At 44.2% G+C, this 23,265-nt stretch carries 16 protein-coding genes, 1 tRNA gene and 2 rRNA genes; 6 read left to right on the top strand and 13 right to left on the bottom strand.

The annotated features are described in order from the left end of the window. Positions 1-100: 100 nt before the first annotated feature. From AC2D3N_RS18655 to AC2D3N_RS18620, 8 genes are all read right to left on the bottom strand, one after another. Positions 101-430, bottom strand: coding sequence for a hypothetical protein (locus AC2D3N_RS18655; RefSeq protein WP_484691771.1), 330 nt, complete (start codon positions 428-430; stop codon positions 101-103). A gap of 235 nt (positions 431-665) precedes the next feature. After that, positions 666-1,625 (bottom strand): orange carotenoid-binding protein, encoded by a 960-nt coding sequence (locus AC2D3N_RS18650; protein ID WP_079676778.1) that lies wholly within the window; start codon positions 1,623-1,625, stop codon positions 666-668. 256 nt (positions 1,626-1,881) lie between these two features. Further along, on the bottom strand, positions 1,882-2,649 hold the full coding sequence (locus AC2D3N_RS18645) for an HAD family hydrolase (protein WP_079676779.1): 768 nt from the start codon (positions 2,647-2,649) through the stop codon (positions 1,882-1,884). 202 nt (positions 2,650-2,851) lie between these two features. Further along, positions 2,852-3,898, bottom strand: coding sequence for a 30S ribosomal protein S1 (locus tag AC2D3N_RS18640; protein WP_079676780.1), 1,047 nt, complete (start codon positions 3,896-3,898; stop codon positions 2,852-2,854). A 758-nt stretch (positions 3,899-4,656) separates the two neighbouring features. Next, a complete protein-coding gene (nrdR, locus tag AC2D3N_RS18635) occupies positions 4,657-5,229 on the bottom strand; it encodes a transcriptional regulator NrdR (protein WP_079676781.1) in 573 nt (190 codons plus the stop codon). A 250-nt stretch (positions 5,230-5,479) separates the two neighbouring features. Then, positions 5,480-5,575, bottom strand: coding sequence for a photosystem II reaction center protein T (locus AC2D3N_RS18630; protein WP_006619121.1), 96 nt, complete (start codon positions 5,573-5,575; stop codon positions 5,480-5,482). Between the two features lie 228 nt (positions 5,576-5,803). Next, complete coding sequence (gene psbB / locus AC2D3N_RS18625; protein WP_079676782.1) at positions 5,804-7,333, bottom strand: photosystem II chlorophyll-binding protein CP47; 1,530 nt, start codon at positions 7,331-7,333, stop codon at positions 5,804-5,806. Positions 7,334-7,975: 642 nt separating this feature from the next. Next, positions 7,976-8,302: a hypothetical protein gene (locus AC2D3N_RS18620; protein WP_079676784.1), complete on the bottom strand. Its 327-nt coding sequence runs from the start codon at positions 8,300-8,302 to the stop codon at positions 7,976-7,978. Positions 8,303-8,541: 239 nt separating this feature from the next. Here AC2D3N_RS18620 and AC2D3N_RS18615 point away from each other — a divergent pair, with 239 nt between their 5' ends. Then, the gene (locus AC2D3N_RS18615; RefSeq protein ID WP_234996586.1) at positions 8,542-9,213 is read left to right on the top strand and encodes a retropepsin-like aspartic protease family protein; all 672 of its coding nucleotides are present in this window, start codon (positions 8,542-8,544) and stop codon (positions 9,211-9,213) included. Positions 9,214-9,325: 112 nt separating this feature from the next. Here the strand turns inward: AC2D3N_RS18615 and AC2D3N_RS18610 are convergent, their stop codons facing one another. Continuing rightward, positions 9,326-10,069, bottom strand: a complete 744-nt coding sequence (locus tag AC2D3N_RS18610) for a creatininase family protein (protein ID WP_484691770.1) — start codon at positions 10,067-10,069, stop codon at positions 9,326-9,328. A 514-nt stretch (positions 10,070-10,583) separates the two neighbouring features. Between AC2D3N_RS18610 and AC2D3N_RS18605 the strand changes: the two genes are divergently transcribed. Both AC2D3N_RS18605 and AC2D3N_RS18600 read left to right on the top strand, forming a co-directional pair. Beyond that, positions 10,584-11,324 (top strand): winged helix-turn-helix domain-containing protein, encoded by a 741-nt coding sequence (locus AC2D3N_RS18605; RefSeq protein WP_079676787.1) that lies wholly within the window; start codon positions 10,584-10,586, stop codon positions 11,322-11,324. A 458-nt stretch (positions 11,325-11,782) separates the two neighbouring features. Beyond that, positions 11,783-12,142 carry a phage holin family protein gene (locus AC2D3N_RS18600; protein WP_484691769.1) on the top strand — a complete coding sequence of 120 codons (360 nt, stop codon included), beginning with the start codon at positions 11,783-11,785 and terminating at the stop codon, positions 12,140-12,142. A 147-nt stretch (positions 12,143-12,289) separates the two neighbouring features. Here the strand turns inward: AC2D3N_RS18600 and AC2D3N_RS18595 are convergent. Then, positions 12,290-12,362: transfer RNA gene (locus AC2D3N_RS18595), tRNA-His, on the bottom strand. 97 nt (positions 12,363-12,459) lie between these two features. Continuing rightward, on the bottom strand, positions 12,460-13,053 hold the full coding sequence (locus AC2D3N_RS18590; protein WP_484691768.1) for a BAR domain-containing protein: 594 nt from the start codon (positions 13,051-13,053) through the stop codon (positions 12,460-12,462). A 556-nt stretch (positions 13,054-13,609) separates the two neighbouring features. Between AC2D3N_RS18590 and AC2D3N_RS18585 the strand changes: the two genes are divergently transcribed. Continuing rightward, positions 13,610-15,100 (top strand): 16S ribosomal RNA (locus AC2D3N_RS18585). Positions 15,101-15,431: 331 nt separating this feature from the next. Continuing rightward, positions 15,432-18,318 (top strand): 23S ribosomal RNA (locus tag AC2D3N_RS18580). The 16S and 23S rRNA genes sit together here, the layout of an rRNA operon. A 256-nt stretch (positions 18,319-18,574) precedes the next feature. Here AC2D3N_RS18580 and AC2D3N_RS18575 read toward each other — a convergent pair. After that, positions 18,575-19,330, bottom strand: a complete 756-nt coding sequence (locus tag AC2D3N_RS18575) for an ABC transporter ATP-binding protein (RefSeq protein WP_079680858.1) — start codon at positions 19,328-19,330, stop codon at positions 18,575-18,577. A 220-nt stretch (positions 19,331-19,550) separates the two neighbouring features. Next, entirely contained in the window at positions 19,551-20,804 is a 1,254-nt protein-coding gene (locus AC2D3N_RS18570; protein ID WP_079680859.1) for an FtsX-like permease family protein, read from the bottom strand. Between the two features lie 195 nt (positions 20,805-20,999). Between AC2D3N_RS18570 and AC2D3N_RS18565 the strand changes: the two genes are divergently transcribed. Next, a complete protein-coding gene (locus AC2D3N_RS18565; RefSeq protein ID WP_484691767.1) occupies positions 21,000-23,231 on the top strand; it encodes an AAA family ATPase in 2,232 nt (743 codons plus the stop codon). Positions 23,232-23,265 lie beyond the last annotated feature (34 nt).

Genomic DNA, 23,265 nt, shown 5'->3' with positions numbered 1-23,265 from the left:
CGCCCTTTAGCCGAGCGGAGGGCAGCTTTGGTAGCCAGATTGTCAATGTTAAAACTCAAATTGTTTTAAGAATCCCCGCCGCGATATTTGCTCTTGTGTATCAAATACGGGAAATCGCGGCTATCTTAGTTAGCTTATTTGTGTTGAGTCCATCTAGTTCATTAAGATGTAGCCAACCCTCTTTAACCAAACTGGCAAAAATAAAAATTAGTCCTGAATATTCATAATCATATTTGCCATCTATATTGTGTCTTCTAGCACTTAAAAAGTCGTGCAAACGCCAGATATCATCAATTTCTACAATCGCACTTGATTGTTGACGAACTTCGTCTATCAAAGCCTTTATTTCTCGTTTATAAGCCGTATCAAAGGCGGCTTTAGCTACTTCTTTTTCTGCCTCAGACCATTCAATCTCATTTACTTGCATCATTACTAAAGTTAAAAGGTTTATTAATCAGAACTTACACAGCCACAATTAGGCTTATGTTTGTTAAATCGCACCAACAGGGAAAATAAAAACTATTTATTATCTTCCACTTTAAACCACAAGTTAAAATATACTATTTATTAAAAAATAGACTCTAAAAAAACCACACAATTAGGGTTCTGTCTGGGTGGCAACGGGTTTAAACCCGTTGCTATATTAAATCAGATTCGTTTATTAATTAACGAACTAAATTTAACAACTCTTTAGGTGATGCTAACAAGTCAATTGCCACAAAGAAAATTTTATTTTCAGGACTTAGCAAAAATCTCCAAGCCATATTCATGCCCACACCAGCACCAAACCAAGGAGTTTGCACTTTACCAGTTACTTTGATTTGGGTATAACCACCATCTGCGGGTTCTGTTACGCCTCGCTCTGGAATCAACTTGAGATTCTGACACTCTTCTCGGAAAAATCGAAGAACAGCATCTTTCCCCACAATTGGTTTCTGAAAAGGAGGTTGAAGCGCGCCATCGGGGGTGAATAACTCAATCAGCACCTCAAAGTCATTGGCGTTCATGTTATTCATGTAGTTGAGAACCGTGGGATTATCAACGCCTTCGATAGTAACTTGAGTCCGTTGTGCCATATCTTTAGGAACAACCACAGGTTCAGAAACTCTCTGAAAACTATCAGACTTACTTGTATCAAATCCCATGTCAACAACGCAATTGCGTAAAACAGTGATTTGTTGACCTGATTCTAGTGCTTGAATTGCTTGCAGTACAGAAGCTGCATTAGCTGATAGCTTATATCCTGATGGAATTGGAGCGACAATTCCTTGAGCCATCCATTCCCCAAGCTGATACCAAAAACCTAGCTTAATGTTGGCAGTCCAACTACCGTAAGCCCGTGAAATTGGTGTATCGGTTCGGTTTGCCAAATCACACATGACCTGTGTTTGTTCTTGGAAAGACATTTGCCGAATTTGATTCATCGTTATTTCAGCAAACTGCATATTAGCCGCGCCTAAAGCAGCAACGGTAATTGTTTTACCCATTTCCAGGTAAGCAAACCAGATTAATGCCAGTTGATCTTCAGCATTAAGTTGATTGAAGCGGGCGATGGTAGCGGGTACTACGTCAGCAGTTAAAGTATTTGGAAAAATCCCACGGGCTGAATCGACTGTAAATGACATAAAGTAAATTCCAGACTAAAATTTGGACAAAAACCAATTCTGAGTTTCAAAACAGGGGATGAACTTTAACAGAACATGATCTTAAAATTGCTCATGTTTTGACTATAGCACACAAATCTTAAAGAAAGTACAAAAATCTTTACATAAATTTTCAGACAACATTACGATCTTTGCGAAAAGTAGTCGCAAAATTAGGGTTAGATCCTAGTCGAGTGGGTAGAGGCGTTTTGATATCGCCGTTAAAAGTCCAATTGTTTTAAGAATCCCCGAATACTCCTGGGAATGTCAAGCTCTTAATTTTCAATTGATCCCAATCGGAGATCACCACCGTCGCCCGATTTAGGTGTTTAGGGTTGGATTGGTTCCAAAAAACCCCGACACAACCCGCAGCCCCAGCCCCGAGCGCCATATCAATATCTCCTTGAGCATCCCCGACCATTAAAGTATGGGCGGGATCAACCCCAAGGGCTTGACAAGCATTCAGGAATAAAATCGGATCGGGTTTTGTCGGGCCGCCATCTACCCCCTGATGAAATTTAATATAGGGTTCTAGCTGATGGTGGGTGACAAATTTTTGGACTTCAGCCGTTGGAGCCGCCGACACAATGCCTAGCTTTAACCCTGCATCGGATAGGGATTTGAGGGTTTCTAAACCCCCGACAAATAAGGTCGAAGGGGGGCTAGATTTCAAATATTGATCCGCATCGGCAAAAGCACGATGGGCAATATTGACCGACTCTAACCATCCTCGTCCAGTTTCCGCAATATAGGCCGCCGCCGCAATTTCATTTTCCCGTCGGCTACCCACGGCCATTAATCCTGTAGGGTCAAGGGTATCTCCTTGAACACCAAACGCCATTAATAAAGGTTCTCCGACGCCTGGAATTTGAGCATCAATTAAACGTGATCGCTTTTGAGCTAAATTTCTTAAGAAATCCGCAGAATCCTCTAAGGTTCCATCCTTATCGAAAATAACTGCTTCAATATTCTTAAAGGTAATATTCTGAACTTCTAGGGTGACCAAACTCAAAAACTCCTGATTCAATTTTTATAGCAAGAGGCAATAGGGAATGGGCAATGGGCAATAGGTAAATACTTACTATAAGTAGCTTTTAGCTTTCAAGAATGTCCTAATAGATGTGGCAACTGCTATAATAGGATTTCTAATTTGTTTATGATAAAAAAAAAGAGGGATAATCCCCCTTTTTGTCTTGATGGGTTGAAACCTATACCCCGTCAGCCACAGGTTCAACATCTTCTTCAATCGCAGAAGGAATATCTTCTTCAATCGCAGAAGGAATATCTTCCTCAATCGCAGAAGGAATATCAGCTTCATCGAGTTCCGTTGAAACTTCTTCCGTCGTGGCTCCCTGGCCCGCCGCCAAAAGTTTTTCCCGGAATTTGGCTGCCATTTCCTCGGCTTTCTCATAAACAAGCTGAGGGTTTTTAACCATAGCTCCTGGTTCGGGTTCCAGTTGTTTTGTCGAAAGGGAAATCCGACCTCGATCTGCATCTAGGTCAATAATCATGACTTTGACTTCATCGTTGACATTGAAAACACTATGGGGTGTGTCAATGTGATCGTGAGAAATCTCTGAGATGTGGAGCAGACCACTCACGCCACCAATATCAATAAACGCCCCGTAAGGTTTAATTCCTCTAACGGTTCCTGTTACCACTTCACCCACTTCTAAGCGGTTCATCTTCCGCTCAACTAAAGCCCGACGATGGCTTAAGACAAGACGATTGCGATCCTCATCAACCTCTAGGAATTTTAAGGGTAATTCTTCAGCAACGAGTTCTTCTTTAGGTTTGCGCGTACTAATATGGGAGCCTGGAATAAAGCCCCGCAATCCTTCAATGCGAACTAAAGCGCCGCCTCGGTTTGTGGCAAAGACTTGAGAACGGACGGTAGCATCTTCGGCTTGCAGTTGGCGAACACGCTCCCAAGCCCGCATATACTCAATGCGACGAATGGAAAGAGTTAATTGCCCATCTTCGTTTTCATCGGTGAGGATGAAAAACTCACGGGTCTCATTAGACTGTAATACTTCATCAGGACTTTCCACCCGATTAATTGACATTTCTTGTAGTGGAATGTATGCTGCGGTCTTAGCGCCAATGTCAATCAGAGCGCCCCTTGGCTCCAGACTAAAAACTGTCCCCGCCACTACGTCACCGGGACTAAAGTGATAGTCGTATTTATCGAGTAAGGCGGCAAAATCTTCGTGGGTGAAGCCCACATCTTTTGGTTTTGTTTTCTGATTGATCATGCGAGTTTTATCCTAAAGTTGCTCCTATTAAATGGTTGTTTTGCAGTAAGCGCTCTTGTTTTTGATCATGACCGATAGGGTCAATATTTCGCTTTTTCGATCAAAACTACTGCTGACTCGACATCGTTAGTACCACTGAATACCTGTCCAAGACAGAAAAAACGAGCATTACCACGTCCAGTCAATTTTACACTCCCACTCTTACATCGCGATTGACGCAAAAGGAGAGTCTTGTTTCAAAGGGTCTGTCTAGTCTTAGATCATCTCTGCCCTAAAAACCGCATCCAGATTCTTTTACACAAGCATTTGTCTAAAGCCCACTGACTGTCCGACAGCAGACCCAAAAACCTTAACTATACTCCGACTTCTCGTTTATCAATTGTGTCGCCCCTGTGATCAGGTATTTATATTTCGGCTGGACATTTTTTGAATACCGAGAATCGCTAATCTTGCCGATCTTGGCACAGTTTGGTAGATTAGCTTTCCTATCCTATCATTTTTTTTCGATTTTGGATCATTTTTTAGGTCGCAACGCACCTGCCGTTAAGTCGATCAACTGCAACGGGAGTCAGGAAAGCTCCGACCGAAACAAAATTAGTGCTGATCTCTAGGTCATTAACTGGATATCAGACGAATGCCGATACTTCTTCGTTAACTTTTGTTTTTTTGTTTTGATATGTAGGCAATATATATAATACCGTCCCTGAGTTATAGCATAAACTAGAGACTGTTAGCAAACTAACGACAGGTGATTGATCTTAATGTTGAGATCCGAGTAGGGATGCAGAACACAGAGAAGCGGAGGCATCCATTGATGAATTCTCACAGGCACAGACAGAATCTTCTTCTGCAACGAGTTCTAACTCTTGAGCATGATCATTACCCGTTTCAAAGTGATTCAAAGCTTCTGCAAAGTCTCGAATCCCTTGAAATTGTCGATAAACCGAAGCAAATCGGACATAAGCCACTTCACTCAAGGATTTAAGTCGGTGCAAAACCAATTCTCCAATTTCCTGGGTGGGAATTTCTCGTTGGGAACGTTGTTGCAGTTCCGCTTCAATTTCATCAATAATTGATTCTAAATCCGTAGCAGAAAGTCCTGTTTTTTCACAAGCTCGAACCATTCCTCGCAATAACTTGGAACGGTCAAAGGACTCCCGTTTTCCATCCCGCTTCATCACCGTAATCGGAACAAATTCAATCCGTTCATAGGTGGTGAAGCGATGCTGACACTGAAGACATTCTCGCCGTCGCCGAATGCTTTTACCCGATTCAGCAGCACGGGACTCAAGAACTCGACTATTCGTATATTGGCAAACTGGACACTGCATAATTAACGTCCTTTGAGCGGTTGTTTCACTGAACAGTTGTTTTCCGATCAGCGATTACAAAGCACAGCCTTTAACTCTTTAACATTCCAATACCGAGTTATGGGTACTCAGGGTTTTTATTTAAACTGATGAACACCCGAATCCCTGGGAAAAATTTAGGGGTATCTGGTTTCCCCCTGTGTAAAAAGCATTAAACCAACCTTAAACCCCATAACTCAGTATTGGAGTGGACGAAGATGCTCTAATTTAGTTATTTACCAATCCGAGGCGGTTCCCGGAAGGCAATTGCAAAAAAGAGAACTCCCAAAGCCAATGTCAAAACTAAGATGTAAGCAACACTTTCCATGTCAATTTTCCCTAAACCTATTGTTTTATAACAGTCTACCATTGAGAGAGTGAACTACCCACTGGATTTAAACCCACATTACCAGTTTTAGAACTTAGAAAAAAATGATCAACTTCGATCAATCAATTCCACATAAAGAAAGAGTTGGAAACTTCATGAATTAAAGTTCCAACTCTGTTGAAAATTAGGGTTTACAAAAATACCCCACAAGCTCGAACTAGAAATATCCTAGACGGTCTTTTTAACACGAGTGGTTTTGTCACCCACTTTCTGGAATAGACCCCACTCCACTTGTTCTTCGAGATCGGCTTCTACCCCAGCAAACACATCCCGGAAGATCGTCCGAGAACCGTGCCAAATATGACCAAAGAAGAACAATAATGCAAAGCAAGCGTGAGCGTAGGTGAACCAGCCCCGGGTACTCGTCCGAAACACACCGTCCGATCCCAAGGTTTCCCGATCAAACTCGAAGGGTTCCCCTTGTTGGGCTAAACGAGCGTATTTCTTGACGGTAGGCGAATCCTTAAAGGTTTTGCCATCTAAGTCGCCACCATAGAAACTAACCGTTACCCCAGCTTGTTCAAAGCTGTAGCGAGATTCAGCCCGACGGAAGGGAATATCAGCCCGAATCACACCGTCTTTATCCGTGAGAACCACGGGGAAGGTTTCAAAGAAGTTAGGAAGACGACGAACGGATAATTCCCGTCCTTCAGAATCTTTGAATACGGGATGACCCAACCAAGCTTTCGCAATACCATCGCCGTTATTCATCGGGCCGACCCGGAATAAACCGCCTTTAGCGGGGCTATTGCCCACATAGTCATAGAAGGCAAGTTTTTCAGGAATTTTTTCCCAAGCTTGAGCGTAGCTATCCCCACGGGCAACACTAGACTGTACCCGGCGTTGAATTTCCTGTTGGAAATAACCACTATCCCATTGATATCGGGTAGGGCCAAACAGTTCAATGGGGGTAGCAGCAGAACCGTACCACATGGTTCCCGCCACGACAAAAGCCGAGAAGAACACGGCGGCAATACTACTGGATAAGACGGTTTCAATGTTCCCCATCCGCAGGGCTTTGTATAACCTTTGGGGCGGACGAACAGACAGATGGAACAGACCCGCAATAATCCCCACAACTCCAGCTGCAATATGGTGAGCCACAATTCCCCCCGCATTGAACGGGTTAAATCCTTCTGGCCCCCAAGCGGGTGCAACGGGTTGAATACTGCCTGTAATGCCGTAGGGATCGGATACCCACATTCCCGGGCCAAATAAACCCGTTAAGTGGAATGCTCCGAAACCAAAGCAAAGCAGACCAGATAAAAACAGGTGAATCCCAAACATTTTGGGCAAATCCAAAGCGGGTTCGCCTGTTCGGGGGTCGGTAAACAGTTCCAAATCCCAAAAGACCCAATGCCACACGGCAGCGAGGAACAGTAAACCAGACAGAATGATATGAGTAGCTGCTACTCCTTCAAAAGACCAAATCCCCGGGTTAGTTACTGCTTCTCCGGTGAGGCTCCAGCCTCCCCAAGATTGAGTGACTCCTAAGCGGGCCATGAAGGGCATGACGAACATCCCTTGACGCCACATCGGGTTGAGGACGGGATCAGAAGGATCATAAATTGCGAGTTCATAAAGGGCCATAGATCCAGCCCAACCTGCCACCAAAGCGGTGTGCATCAGGTGTACAGAAATCAACCGTCCCGGATCATTGAGAACGACTGTGTGTACACGATACCAGGGTAGTCCCATTGACTACGCTCCTTCTAGTTGATAATGGTTACTTTTTTTGACAATCCCCGCTCTAAAGAGACGAGGATTCTTAATTGAGCGACTGACCTTTAAGCACTATGTCCTTGTGGCAGTTCTTAAACCTCCTAACCGTACTACTGTACTAATTACAAAGTCTAAGTCACAGCTACCCCAGAGGGTCTATCTCTACTCATCTTACTACGATACAAGCCTAGAGTTCGGGCCTGTGTCGCCCTACTAAATTAATTGAACCAAATTATTTATTTTCTGGTATAGAGAATTAAGTTGATTCTCTAGTTGTTTTAAGAGTTTTTGCTCCTCTTTGTCCAGTGCTTTTTGACATTTTCATGTCTAAAGGGACTGAGATTTTCAAGAGAGCAGTAATTTTGACATCCTCACCGTCCTAAAAGTGCGGCGATTCCTAAACCTCACGATTTAGGTTTCTGCTTCTTTGCAACTGCCTCCACCCTCAAAAAGTCTTGGTCTTACGTTCGCTCCACAGACTATCCCCGCAAGTCCTGCGGTTCTTAGTGACCATCTATATTCTAATATGAAAGATGTCCAGGAAGTTAGGGGTTTTAGACCCAATTTTTCGATAATATCACGAACGCTGACTACAATTAATCCCACACGGACTATAGACTATAGGCTTTGGTTGGTTTGACATTCAGTTGTAGCACTGGCTAAACGTTCTAGGACTTGTTCCGCCGTAATTAAGCGGGTGAGAACCACTTGACCAATGGTGTTGGAGGAGTCGGTAATTGTGGCGATGTCTGGCCTAACTTCTAACATCAAGACAGAATCTTCCACCCGATACAGCCACATCTTTTCTTGTTGATTCTGATCCCAAAGACACAGATCCATTCTTTGAATTTCTGGTGGACGGCGACGCAGAGCTTGATCCCACAGACCCCCTACTCCCCAGACTCGTCCAATTGTCCATCCATCGGTTAAAAAAAAGTATTTCACAGACTTCCTTAAACGAACTGACTTTGGTTCCGATTTTTTAGAATACCGCGAAAAGATATATCGTTCTCAATTCAGGGGTAAAATTTTCCTAGGTCAAGATCTTAGATCGGTAGATGCCGAATCAATCAAACAGTTTTTCTGTTTTGACGTTTTTAGTTTGAGGCTGATATTTTTTCTACTAAATTGACAGCTTCAAATATCTCTGTAAGAATTTAATTAACTATTTACCTATTTTAATCATGAAAAATTCCTATTATTTAGTTCGGTTATACCAATTGTCGGGTTCTGCAACTATGATGTCCTATTTTTTGAAGTTTGTTAATCATCAAGTTCCAAATCAAAGTTTATCTCGGTTAATCTTCCTGGTTTCGATTTTATTATCAACCACAGGATTAATATTAATTGATAGTATAGGAGCTTTATCTCAAGAACATCCGGGTTGTTTTCTAAAAACAAAAGCTGGACAGGTTATATCTTTAAATGAAGTTTGTGTTTTTCCGCAAATCGATCCAAAAACTGCGGTCTCTCCCCTGTCAACACCGGGGGTTCATCAGGCCAAAATTATTAGAAGACAAGGTGGAATTCCTGTCATACAAGTAATTTTTAATGATCAAATTCCTTTTGAAATGTTGGTAGATACTGGAGCAAGTGGCACGGTTATTACTTCTGCGATGGCGGAACTCCTAGGGGTGATTCCCATCGGGCGAGGTAAAGCGGATACACCTAGTCAAAAGGGAGTTGAATTTGAAATAGGTTCAATTCAGACTCTTAATGTTGCTGGAGCTATCAAAAATAATCTGACCGTTGCGATCGCTCCAGCTTTGGATGTGGGTTTACTGGGTCAAAATTTCTTGAGTGGATATGATGTGACTATTAAGGAAGACGTTGTTGAATTTCGATCCAGAACTTAATCTATTAGTCATCAGTTATTAGTCATTAATTAATAGTCATTAATTAATAGTTGTCAGTGGCAGAAATAGCCGTCAACTTCTAAACAGTTAACTGATGACTGTTAACTGTTTGCTAATTATTCAGGAAATCTAAATAGGTTTTACTTAATTCCTTGACAGCTAATTCATAAAATTGTTGACCATGTTCCGGGGTAGCTAAGGCGGGGTTAGATCCCATCCGACCATCGGGATAGTGTTGGCGAAAATCCTCTGAGCCATAGATAGGATATCCAGAAGCCACTTCTGGTGTCAGGAAACCCTGTTTAATCGAATCAGGATAAACATATTGTGTCAGAGCTACTTCGCTGGGCGTGGCGTGGGAACCTTCTTGATCGCCATAGAGTTCTTTTGCTAATTTATAAACTGAGCCACACATAAACCAATTGCCGATTTGACATTTGACTTGATGGGCTTTGGGTATATTAATATCAGCTAAATTGCTATAGGTTTCAGAAAAAGCTGCTTTCAGGGTAGCAATATTTCCCCCATGTCCGTTAATAAAAAAGTAGTGAGTGAACCCAACTTTAGCTAAACTTGTGATATAATCATTGATTACCTGAATTAAAGTTGTCGGTCGCAGACTGATAGTACCTGGAAAAGCCGTGTGGTGTAATGCCATGCCAACATTGATAGTCGGGCTAACTAAGGCATTGGTTGCTTCTCCTACTCCCTTGGCGATTGCTTCGGCGCAAATCGCATCAGTGCCGATCAATCCGGTTGGCCCATGTTGTTCTGTGGAACCAATAGGAATGATAATACCGCCGGAGTGGGTTAGGTAAACTTCTACTTCTTGCCAGGTACTCAGATGTAGTAACATTATGTTAAGTTAAGTTAAACAACTTTAAAATTTCAGATTTGCTCTTATTGTATCTGAGTCGTCTGTTCACCAAATAAAAACAAAAGTTAAACCGATTATATAAATTGACCCCTTGGTAACCCAAAAGACGACCCGTTCAAAATTTTGATTTGATTAGAATAATTTAACCATAAGATTACCCTGGCTTTACCTTGTGTTAACCTTCTCCTAATACTATGAAGCTGTCGACCATATTCAGATTTCCAACAACCAGGCAAATTGAGCGTGAACAATGCTTAAAAACCTAGAACCGAGGCTAAATCAGGATGAGTCTAGCGACCCCCCAACAAAATCGGGGGTTGGATTTCCCTTCGCAGTCCGATATCGGTCGTCTCTATGTGAAGGGATTCGTAACGGAGAACATAATTACGTTGGATGGTTGACACTGGACTAACTCCTCAGAATGTCGAGTTGCTCGTGGCGACAATAGCCAGTTTCAACAACTTATACTCATCCAACCCACAAAAAATTTTTTATGTTTTCTCCTGAATTAAGCAAGAGTCCTTACCGTTCTGATGTAAGACAAAATGGCCATATCTTACTTTTGGAAAACGAACAGCCTTGGCGAGAAATGCTTTCCCTAGCTCTGGAAGAACAGGGTTATCGGGTTACGGTGACATCTGATGGGCGGGATGCCCTCCCCTCAATCCAAAACCATAATTATCCCGTCGGTGATTTTCCATTTAACCTTTTAATTATGGACTCGATCAACGGTTTAGATCTGTGTCGTATGTTACGACATCAGGGAAATTCCGTAGCCATTTTAATTATTGGGTTGCGGGAGAGCGCGAATAATTCGGCTTTTTATTTAGAAGCAGGAGCCGACGACTATTTAACTAAACCCTTTGGAATGCGGGAGTTTATGGCGCGTTGTCGGGCTTTAATGCGACGAAGACGCTATTGTCAACTGCCAGAGCCAGTCATGCTGCAATATAAAGAAGTAATTTTGTATCAAGAAGAATGTCGGGTTCTGGTTCGTGGTCAAGAGGTGAAACTATCTCCTAAACAGTTTCGTTTACTAGAGTTATTTCTGAGTTATCCGCGGCGAGTTTGGTCACGGGAACAATTATTAGACATAATTTGGGGACAAGATTTCATCGGGGATAGCAAAACTGTTGATGTTCATATTCGCTGGTTACGCGAAAACCTAGAATTAGATCCTAGCAAACCCGAATATGTGATTACTGTTCGGGGGTTTGGCTATCGATTTGGATAAAGTTGGATGAATTTTTAGACCGTTTAATTTTCCTGATCAATATATTTTGAATATATCCCCTAACCCTCTATACTCTGAGTATAGAGGGAATGTTTTTTGATGTTAAATATATACTCTTTAAACAAAGGCAAAAATCGCTATAGGGTTTAAAAGCAGGGGTATTGATCAAAATTAAATAGCCCTAATCTCAATACCTCAGTCAAGAGCTTAAATATCCATCTTTAAAGCTCAAATTTATTGAGATTTAAACTCATGAATTGAGACTAATTTAATCCGGGTGTCTGACGATTCTCTGGGCTAAATCGCCGAAAATCGCCAGATTTTCTATGCGCTATATATAGCGTAATTGCGTAATTCCTGATAATCATGTAAAATTAATTATCGATACGGGTGTTGTTTTAGAATAACAAGTTTCTAAAAACAACCTAGACCTTAATTCTCATTTTTAGGAAAAATCTATGCTCAATTTTTTTATTACTTGGGTAATCTCGGCAATTTCACTCGGAATAACAGCCTATATTGTTCCTGGTTTTAACATTAGCAGTTGGCAAGCTGCCGCCGTTGCCGTGGTTGTGATGGCTTTAGTAAATGCCATTATTAAACCCATTATTACCATTTTTACTCTGCCTTTAACGATTCTAACTTTAGGTTTGTTTTTATTAGTTGTCAATGCCATTTCTATTTCCTTAGTGGCTTATTTTACTCCCGGATTTTCAATTTCTAGCTTCTGGGCAGCATTATTTGGTTCAATTGTGCTTTCTTTGGTTTCCAGTTTCTTTAATCAAATTTTAGCTCAATCTAACGATTTATTAGATTAAGCTAGATATAACACTTTTGTAGTTTGTTTTTTGTCGCTATCCACCCCGCGCCCCTATCAGGCAGGATGTCGTACTTCCCACTGCGATTGAGTTAAATCGGGAAAAAACCTGTCCTGACCCAGTTTTAACAGATCATATTACTTTAAGGGCGAACGATGGGACTCGAACCCACGAGTGGAGGAACCACAATCCTCTGCCTTAACCACTTGGCTACGCTCGCCGTACAATTTTTAAATTTAGCACAGGATCAGAAAAATGGCTAGGGGGTTGAGCAAAAAAAATAAAATTTGCTGATCCTAAGCTGACCAAGAGCCACCTCAAGAGGCTTCCTGATCAGAAAAAACCCCCAATAAAGCATACCGAGCGATCACCAAGCAAGTTCTGGCTTGTTCAATCTCGGATAACTCAGACCAACTCGCTCCTTCCAGGATAGTCGAATTCGATCCTGCTCCATCCGGTTCTGCTCCTCGCATCGCATAAGCAAAAGGACGGGCTAAAACCTGCAAATCATCTTCTGGCCATTCGGGTAATAGTTCCTGAACACACTCAACTAATTGATCAGCTAGGGACAAACTTTGGGAAGAAACCTGTTCAGTCATACGGGTGACCACTTGTACCAAACGATTTAACAACTCATCAGGTATTTTTTCTGCAAAGCGTTTTAATAAAGATGTTTGTAAATGGGTCGCTGACCACAATTGATTAATTTGGCTCATTAACCGTTGAGATCTTTGCGCCAGTTCCGCTTCAGTAAACACCGCCACAATAGAATTCCCCGCCTCCTGCTCTACAAAATAGGCTTCAGCCTCTATTGTATAAGGATTCCAGGGATATAGTAGATCATGGGGAAATAGATCATTGAGTAAATCCCATTCCGCTTGAATTTCTGGATTGTTAGCATCGTTAATCATAACCGTGGCCTTGATTGATCAAAATATCCGTTAGTTTAGCCTCAATTTTGCCCCGGAGAAATAGAGCATCATCTGCTAAACCTATATATAAGTCCAACACCGATCACCTATTCATCGAAGCCTTTGTCTCAAACGGCTTCTCCCTCAGCAATCAACGCAAAATTGATATCTGCTTCCCCCAGCTACAGTAACACCTATAAAAATTCCGTAAGCCACCAAAAACCCGTAAAAAACCCAATTAGGGATTTATCTTTGACTAATCTCCAGGGAAAAGAGGCTCAAACGCCTAAATAGCAAGGGTATGCAAAGTCGAAAAAAAAATTCCCAAAAAGGGTTGACATCTTGAGAAAAGACTGATAGATTTATAAAAGTGTCGAAAAACAAAGACACACCGAACCTGGACAACTAAAGAGTTTGAAAGCCAAGTTAAAACATTCTTAATCTCGTTATTAAAGAATTGATTCTTAATCAGGGAGTTTAACACAAACTTTCTGAAAAAGCAAAAAATTCTAAAACTTTGAGAAACAAGTTTTAGAGCCAAAACAACAGATTCTTCAAAATGGAGAGTTTGATCCTGGCTCAGGATGAACGCTGGCGGTCTGCTTAACACATGCAAGTCGAACGGAATCCTTCGGGATTTAGTGGCGGACGGGTGAGTAACACGTAAGAACCTGCCTCTAGGACGGGGACAACAGTTGGAAACGACTGCTAAACCCGGATGAGCCGAAAGGTAAAAGATTTATCGCCTAGAGAGGGGCTTGCGTCTGATTAGCTAGTTGGTAAGGTAAAGGCTTACCAAGGCGACGATCAGTAGCTGGTCTGAGAGGATGATCAGCCACACTGGGACTGAGACACGGCCCAGACTCCTACGGGAGGCAGCAGTGGGGAATTTTCCGCAATGGGCGAAAGCCTGACGGAGCAAGACCGCGTGGGGGAGGAAGGTTCTTGGATTGTCAACCCCTTTTCTCAGGGAAGAACACAATGACGGTACCTGAGGAAAAAGCATCGGCTAACTCCGTGCCAGCAGCCGCGGTAATACGGGGGATGCAAGCGTTATCCGGAATGATTGGGCGTAAAGAGTCCGTAGGTAGTCAATCAAGTCTGCTGTTAAAGAGCGAGGCTTAACTTCGTAAAGGCAGTGGAAACTGTAAGACTAGAGTGTAGTAGGGGCAGAGGGAATTCCTGGTGTAGCGGTGAAATGCGTAGAGATCAGGAAGAACACCGGTGGCGAAGGCGCTCTGCTGGGCTATAACTGACACTGAGGGACGAAAGCTAGGGGAGCGAATGGGATTAGATACCCCAGTAGTCCTAGCGGTAAACGATGGAAACTAGGTGTGGCCTGTATCGACCCGGGCCGTGCCGAAGCTAACGCGTTAAGTTTCCCGCCTGGGGAGTACGCACGCAAGTGTGAAACTCAAAGGAATTGACGGGGGCCCGCACAAGCGGTGGAGTATGTGGTTTAATTCGATGCAACGCGAAGAACCTTACCAGGACTTGACATCTCTGGAATCCTGCTGAAAGGTGGGAGTGCCGAAAGGAACCAGAAGACAGGTGCTGCATGGCTGTCGTCAGCTCGTGTCGTGAGATGTTGGGTTAAGTCCCGCAACGAGCGCAACCCTCGTCGTTAGTTGCCATCATTAAGTTGGGAACTCTAGCGAGACTGCCGGTGACAAACCGGAGGAAGGTGAGGATGACGTCAAGTCAGCATGGCCCTTACGTCCTGGGCGACACACGTACTACAATGCGAGGGACAGAGAGCAGCCAACCCGCGAGGGAGAGCGAACCTCTTAAACCCTGGCACAGTTCAGATTGCAGGCTGCAACTCGCCTGCATGAAGGAGGAATCGCTAGTAATCGCAGGTCAGCATACTGCGGTGAATCCGTTCCCGGGCCTTGTACACACCGCCCGTCACACCATGGAAGTGAGCCACGCCCGAAGTCATTACTCTAACCCGTAAGGGGGGAGGGTGCCGAAGGCGGGGTTGATGACTGGGGTGAAGTCGTAACAAGGTAGCCGTACCGGAAGGTGTGGCTGGATCACCTCCTTTTAGGGAGACCTACTTTTGAGTTGAGTGTTGAATCCAACAAATATAGCACCCTCAAAAGTCATCCCAAGGTCGTTACGAGAAGAATGAAAAACAAACAGACGCTTTCAAACTCCGAAGTCCGGTTCCAAACCTAGGACAATTCAGCACCTAGCTTCTCTGAAAAGAAGCCAGAATGCTGGACTACCAAGTCCAGACAGAACCTTGAAAATTGCAGAGAAACAAAAACTGGCAGTAGTTCGTAGTTAGAACTTCCAGCCGAGGGAAAGGAAACTAACCCCAGGTTGAGAGAACTAATCACAAAAGAACAGAAAATCTCTGAAAAAGAGAAAGTGGTCAAGATAGAAAGGGCTGACGGTGGAAACCTTGGCACACAGAGGCGAAGAAGGACGTGGCGACCGACGATAAACTCCGGGGAGCTGGAAGCGAGCAATGAGCCGGAGGTGTCCGAATGGGGCAACCCAAAAACAGCCCACCGAATCAAATAAGTGGGTATGAGCGAACCGGGCGAACTGAAACATCTTAGTAGCCCGAGGAAAAGAAAGCAAAAGCGATTTCCCGAGTAGTGGTGAGCGAAAGGGAAACAGCCTAAACCAACAGGTTTACCTGTTGGGGTAGTGGGACAGCGACACTGGACTTAGAGAGTTAGACAAAGCAGATGAAACCTGCACCAGAGAGGGTGAAAGTCCCGTAGTCGAAAACTCAAAGAGCCTAGCTGAATCCCGAGTAGCACGGAGCCCGTGAAAGTCCGTGTGAATCCGCCTCGACCACGAGGTAAGGCTAAATACTCCTGTGTGACCGATAGAGAAACAGTACCGTGAGGGAAAGGTGAAAAGAACCCCGGAAGGGGAGTGAAATAGAACCTGAAACCGTCAGCTTACAAGCAGTGGGAGTCCGATTTAACGGATGACCGCGTGCCTGTTGAAGCATGAGCCGGCGAGTTAAAGGCAATGGCAGGTTAAGACAGAAAATGTCGCAGCCCAAGCGAAAGCGAGTCTGAAGAGGGCGAAGAAGTCATTGTTTTTAGACCCGAACCCGGGTGATCTAACCATGTCCAGGATGAAGCTTGGGTAAAACCAATTGAAGGTCCGAACCGACCGATGTTGAAAAATCGGCGGATGAGGTGTGGTTAGGGGTGAAATGCCAATCGAACCCGGAGCTAGCTGGTTCTCCCCGAAATGTGTTGAGGCACAGCGGTTGTGGAAAAATCTGGGGGGTAAAGCACTGTTTCGGTGCGGGCTGCGAGAGCGGTACCAAATCGAGACAAACTCTGAATACCCAGAGGAAGAACAACCAGTCAGACGGTGGGGGATAAGCTCCATCGTCAAGAGGGAAACAGCCCAGACCACCAGCTAAGGTCCCCAAATCACCACTAAGTGAGAAAGGAGGTGGGAATGCTTAGACAACCAGGAGGTTTGCCTAGAAGCAGCCAACCTTAAAAGAGTGCGTAATAGCTCACTGGTCAAGCGTTGCCGCGCCGAAAATGAACGGGGCTAAGTGGTGTACCGAAGCTGTGGAATATGATTTATTGTATTGGTAGGGGAGCGTTCTGGCGTAGGGAGAAGCACTAGCGGAAGCAGGTGTGGACGAACCAGAAGTGAGAATGTCGGCTTGAGTAGCGAAAATGTAGGTGAGAATCCTACACCCCGAAACCCTAAGGGTTCCTCCGCACGGCTCGTCCGCGGAGGGTGAGTCAGGGCCTAAGGCGAGGCTGAAGAGCGTAGTCGATGGACAACGGGCGAAGAATCCCGTACCGGTGGTAAATTGGTCAGGGGAACGGAGAAGGTGTGTGCTAGCCGGAAGATGGTTACCGGTGCAACCGTACGAGGTGATGAGGTCTGGAGAAAACAGACTGAGCTAAGGCGGGAGTCCGACCCTTTACGAAGGGGAAGTAGAGAGCATCAAGCTTCCAAGAAAAGCCCTAAAACCGTTAATTTACCAACGCCTGTACCCGAAACCGACACAGGTAGGGAGGTTGAGAAAACTCAGGGGCGCGAGATAACTCTCTCTAAGGAACTCGGCAAAATGGCTCCGTAACTTCGGGAGAAGGAGTGCTTACGCAAGTAAGCCGCAGTGAAGAGGCCCAGGCGACTGTTTACCAAAAACACAGGTCTCCGCCAACTCGTAAGAGGAAGTATGGGGGCTGACGCCTGCCCAGTGCCGGAAGGTTAAGGAAGTCGGTCAGGCGCAAGCTAAAGCTGATGACTGAAGCCCCGGTGAACGGCGGCCGTAACTATAACGGTCCTAAGGTAGCGAAATTCCTTGTCGGGTAAGTTCCGACCCGCACGAAAGGCGTAACGATCTGGGCACTGTCTCGGAGAGAGACTCGGCGAAATAGAATTGTCTGTGAAGATACGGACTACCTGCACCTGGACAGAAAGACCCTATGAAGCTTTACTGTATCCTGGAATTGGGTTCGGGCTTTGCTTGCGCAGAATAGGTGGGAGGCGTGGAAGTCATCCTTGTGGGGATGATGGAGCCATCGGTGAGATACCACTCTAGTAGAGCTAGAATTCTAACTCTGACCCGTGAATCCGGGTCGAAGACAGTTTCAGGGGGGCAGTTTGACTGGGGCGGTCGCCTCCTAAAAGGTAACGGAGGCGCGCAAAGGTTCCCTCAGAATGGTTGGAAATCATTCGCAGAGTGTAAAGGCAGAAGGGAGCTTGACTGTGAGACCTACAAGTCGAACAGGGTGGAAACACGGCCTTAGTGATCCGACGGTACTGTGTGGAAAGGCCGTCGCTCAACGGATAAAAGTTACTCTAGGGATAACAGGCTGATCTCCCCCAAGAGTTCACATCGACGGGGAGGTTTGGCACCTCGATGTCGGCTCATCGCAACCTGGGGCGGAAGTACGTCCCAAGGGTTGGGCTGTTCGCCCATTAAAGCGGTACGTGAGCTGGGTTCAGAACGTCGTGAGACAGTTCGGTCCATATCCGGTGCAGGCGTAAGAGCATTGAGAGGAGCCTTCCCTAGTACGAGAGGACCGGGAAGGACGCACCGCTGGTGTACCTGTTATCGTGCCAACGGTAAACGCAGGGTAGCTATGTGCGGAGTGGATAACCGCTGAAAGCATCTAAGTGGGAAGCCCACCTCAAGATGATTGCTCTCACCACTTTTTGTGGGTAAGGTCACGGGCAGAACACCCGTTGATAGGTGTTAGGTCGAAGTCCAGTGATGGATGTAGCCAAGACACACTAACAGACCGAGGGCTTGACCTCATTATTTACACTACTCCAGTTTCTCTGCAATCTTCAGTGTTTCTGATTTAATATTAAAAGTAAAAGGGCAGTTTATTTATTTAAAAGCTGCTCTTTTTTGGTATTTAGATTAATAATAAATAAGCTGATGTGTTTTTCGGAAGTATCAAGTCTCAAAAACACCCTCTATAACCCCTGTGACAAATGATCAAAAACCTCTTAGCAGATGAGCCACTAAGGGAAAATTAAGTTAATACTACTATATTACCTTTGCATTTTAATTTTTAATCTTGCCATCTTCTAAAGTCAAAATACTATCAGCTACATCCATAATTCGGGGATCATGAGTCACCATTAATACCGTAGTATTTTCTTGTTTTGCTAAGGTTTTTAACAGATCAATAACAGCCCGACCACTGGTAGAATCTAAGGCGGCTGTGGGTTCATCAGCCATAATTAATGGTGGCTCCCCAGCTAAGGCGCGCGCTACTGCTACCCGTTGTTTTTGACCCCCGGATAAATCCTGGGGTAATAAATTTATTTTATCCTGTAAACCAACTTGTTCTAAACGGGTTTTTGCTTCTTCTCTCGCATTTCTTCCCCTAATTCCTTTAAGATGAAGGGCTAATTCCACGTTTTCCAAAGCGGTTAAAGCGGGGAATAAATTAAATCCTTGAAAAATAAACCCAATATTATGTAAACGAAATTCTGCCAACTGAGTCCGAGACAATTTGGTAATTTCTTCGCCCAATAAAAAGACTTGTCCCGCCGTCGGGGTTAAAAGTCCGGCGATAATTGACAGTAATGTGGTTTTACCCGATCCACTTGGCCCCATCAACAGTTGAATATCACCCTGTTCGACTTCTAAATTAATATTTTGCAGGACTTGAACCCTTTGTCGTCCAGATTGATAAGCCATTTCCACACTACAAGTTTGAATTCCAATCGGCTTAACTTTGGCATTGGCTGAATAATATTCAGTCTGATTGGGGAGTATAGTAGATTTTGCCTCGTTAACTTTAGTGGGTATCATCGTTCCAAATTAATTATGATGTGGGCTGATAACGGGAATTGACAGATCTAATGGATTAAATTACAAGGGCTTATTATCAGTTTACTGAAGAAATCAGGGATTGTCCGAGAAGGAATGGGGAACATGAACTATCCTGTACAGTTTAGTATTACCATTCTAAACTCAAACGTTCTCAATTGCTTGTGATCTGACTCAACGGAGAAACAAAAGCTCAACCCTATCACGCTTTGAACACAATCGCCGGGTCAACTTTGGTGACTTTCTGAATAGCAAAAAACGCCGACCCGGTACACATCACCACCGTTAACCCAAATACCCCCAAAGCCGATAGAGGAGTAATTAAAATCAAGATTCCCTGGGTCGCACCTGCCCAGTACGCAACACCAAAACACAGAGCCATACCTGGGATATAACCTAAAACCGCCATCCAGAGAGCCTGTTCTAAAATAATTCCATAAATCACCCAGTCGGACGCTCCCATTGCCTTCAGAGTCCCAAATTCTTTTAAGTGGTCACTGACGGAGGAATAAAGAATTTGTCCGACTACCACCATTCCCACTAACACTCCGACCGCCGCCCCCAAACTGAGAACAAATCCAACTCCTGTGCGTTTTTGCCAAAAGGTTCGCATGATTATCGACATTTCTTCCCGGGTCAAAACTTGCACATCATTAGGTAAAGTTTCTTGGAGTTTTTGCTTGAGTTGGGCTAAGTCTTGATCGGGTTTAGCTTTAATTAAAACATAGGTAATGGGATCAGCTAGATTTAATTGTCTTGGGGGCGGAGAATTCAGGGGTTTTTGATTAGAGGATTGATCTTCATAACTTTGAGTACATTGTAGATCATCATTTTGAAGTTGACAAAGGGTTTGAGTTTTTACGGGGCTATTCACATAAGCATTAGCATTTTTTAAAGAAGTAAAGATAAAACTATTACTGACAATTGATTGGGTTCCCTGGGTAATTCCTCCTAATTTGGCTTCTAATCCTCCGAGTTTAGCAATATCACCAATATTTTTAATTTTCAGAGCATTTAATTTGCTCTCATCGACCATAATTGTATAGGGATTTTTTAAAGCATTAGCATCTCCTTGAATAATATTCCAAGGGGAAAATAATTCTCCATTGGGGTCGGAACCTACCACGGTAACGGCATGAATTTTATTCTCTAGGGGATCACGCCAACGGGCATTTCTAAAAATAAAGGCTTCTGCTCGTTCAACGCCATTAACAGCCTGAGCTTGGGTCATCCGTTCCAAAGAAATTGGCATGGTTAACTCTAAGTGAATCATGTCCTTAGAAGCGATCCAAAAATCTGCTTTCGAGTGATCAATTAGGATGGAAGAAGAACGAATAAACCCGGTTAAAATCCCATTTTGAATTGTCACTAAACTAACAGCAAACATAATCCCAGCTTGAGCGACCAAAAAACGGGGAATGTCTTCAAATAGGTTTTTTCGAGCAAGGGAAGCCATAGGTTAGAGGGCAGGGACAGGGCTATTATATAAGGATAACAGTCGTTACCTGTAACCCTGCCCTCCTTCCCTCCCTTGATCCCCTTGCTGTTTGAGTCTCCGTAATGCTATAACACCCAAGAACCCTCTTGTGTCCCCCTGGCGTTGAATGGGTTTAGAATCTTAGTCTGCTTCAAGCTGTTTGAGTTAATTGTGATGAGCGAAAACCAACAAGAACAAAGTCAAAGCCAATCTTCTAACAAGACTGCTTCAGGGAGTTCACCCCAAATTCCCATTCGTTCCCTGGTGAGAAAAAGTCGTGCCCAATGGCTCAAAGAACTTTGCACGAGTTTGGAAACTGGTAATACCCAACCCGCAACGGTCGATGAAACTCCCAGTTCCCCTGAATTAACCGAAACAGCCAACCAGATTGTTCTTTATCAGCCGTCTCAAGGGTCATCTTCTCCTCAACCCGAAAAACGCCAACGCTTTGTTCTACCCAAAACCATTCCAGTTAATCTAGTTCCCCTGGTCTTAGCCCTGTTGATTTTAGTTCCGGGGGGAATTGGGGTTTTAGCGATGAGTCTGTTGTTCCGTTTGCCCGCTTTACCCAATTGTCCCAAAATTTTCTGGCCCATAGCCTCGGCTTCCCTGCGGTTATATTGTGCAGAATCCGCCGCCAATAAACAAACCGTTCAAGACCTATTAGTTGCCATTGATTTAGTGGATAGTCTATCAAAAGATCATCCCCTACGTCCTGAAATTAATCGCCAAATTGAAAAATGGTCAATGGATATTTTGAATTTGGCAGAGGAGATGTTTCAAGCTGGACAACTTTCAGAAGCCATTGCCGCCGCCGAAAAAACCCCCGAACATACCCCAGCGGCCGCCCAAGTTTCCAAACGCATTGACCAATGGCGTTCTATTTGGGATGAAGCGGAACAAACCTATCAAAAATCCGAGGAATTAATGCGCCAAGAAAAGTTAAATTTGGCGTTTAAAGAAGCAACATTATTATTGAATTTAGGAAATAATTATTGGGCAACCACTAAATATCAAGCACTAACAGATTTGATTGCTATTACCCGTGAAGATAGCCAAAAATTAGCCAAAGCTAGAAGTTTGATTGCCCAAAGCAGTTTAGAGAAATGGATAGAGGCAGCCGGGTTAATTGAAAAACTTTCTCCTGAGAGTTATTTAAAAGATGCTGGACAAAAAGAAATTACCACTATAGGTAATAAAATCATGACTTTAGCCGAAGAAACCCTAAAAAATGGCAATTGGCAAGAAGCGATTAATATTGCGAATAAAATTCCAGGTAGTGCCAATTTACAAGAAAATGTTAAGGATTTTACGGTCTTAGCAAAAGCCAATGTTCCGGCTTTATTAGATACGGTTGTGGGCTTGAGAAATGCGATCGCCCAAGCTCAAAAAATCGGTCAAGATCGGCCCCTGTATCAAAAAGCCCAATCCTATATCCGCAATTGGCAAGAATCAATCGCTGATGTTGCTACCCTAGAACGGGCGCGACAATTAGCTCAACCTGGGGGCGTGAGTGACCTGCGGGCGGCTATTGCCCAAGTCCAAACCATCCCCGCCTCGAACCCGAGGGGCACCGAAGCCAAAACCGAAATGGTCAGTTGGACAAGGCGGATAGAAGAAATTGAAGATAGACCCCTGTTAGAGACGGCGGAACAATTGGCCAGTTTTGGTGATACCGATTCCCTGAAACAAGCGATCGCCCAGGCCAAAAAAATTGGTCGTGGACGAACATTATATGAAAATGCTCAAAATCAGATTGCTCAATGGACGGATCGCAGTCAACGACTACAATATCAACCCATCTTAGATCGGGCGGAACAGTTAGCATCCGAAGGTAGTTATGCCGAGGCGATCGCCCAGGCCCAACAAATTAGTTCGGGTGTAGTCTTATACAACACAGCCAAAACCAAAATTAGCCAATGGAATAGTCAACTCCGGGATGCCGAAAATCTCCGCAATTCAGAAGTTCTGGCTTCCCCTGGCACACCTGACTCCTACGCTGCGGCGATCAAAATGGCGAATCAAGTCTCCAATTCCAGTAAATTAAGAGGTCGGGTTGAGCAACTAATTGATCAATGGGGTCAAAATCTATTGCAACTGGGTTTAGATCAATCTACCTATGATGTTCCCGGTGCCATTGGCATCTTAAAGAAAATTCCCCCTCAAAGCACCGCCTATTCCCAAGCTCAGACCCAAATCCAAGATTGGCAACAATGGTTAAATCCTCCCGCACCGCCACCGGAATATCAACCCCCCGTGGACACCTACGAACCTCCGGTAGAACGGGCACAGCCCCCCGTTGAACCCGATCAACCTTCCCCCGCGCCGACCCCCACCCCAGAGGCAGCAGAGCAACCTCCGATTGAGTTAAATAAACCCCTCACCACTCCATCAACGGGCATATAAATCAGTTATCAGTCATCAGTTATCAATCATCAGT

The sequence above is a fragment of the Planktothrix sp. PLAVEN19ND genome, assembly GCF_057220675.1.
Note: the sequence above shows the minus strand (reverse complement) of the source record. Positions and strands in the feature narration are given on the sequence as shown.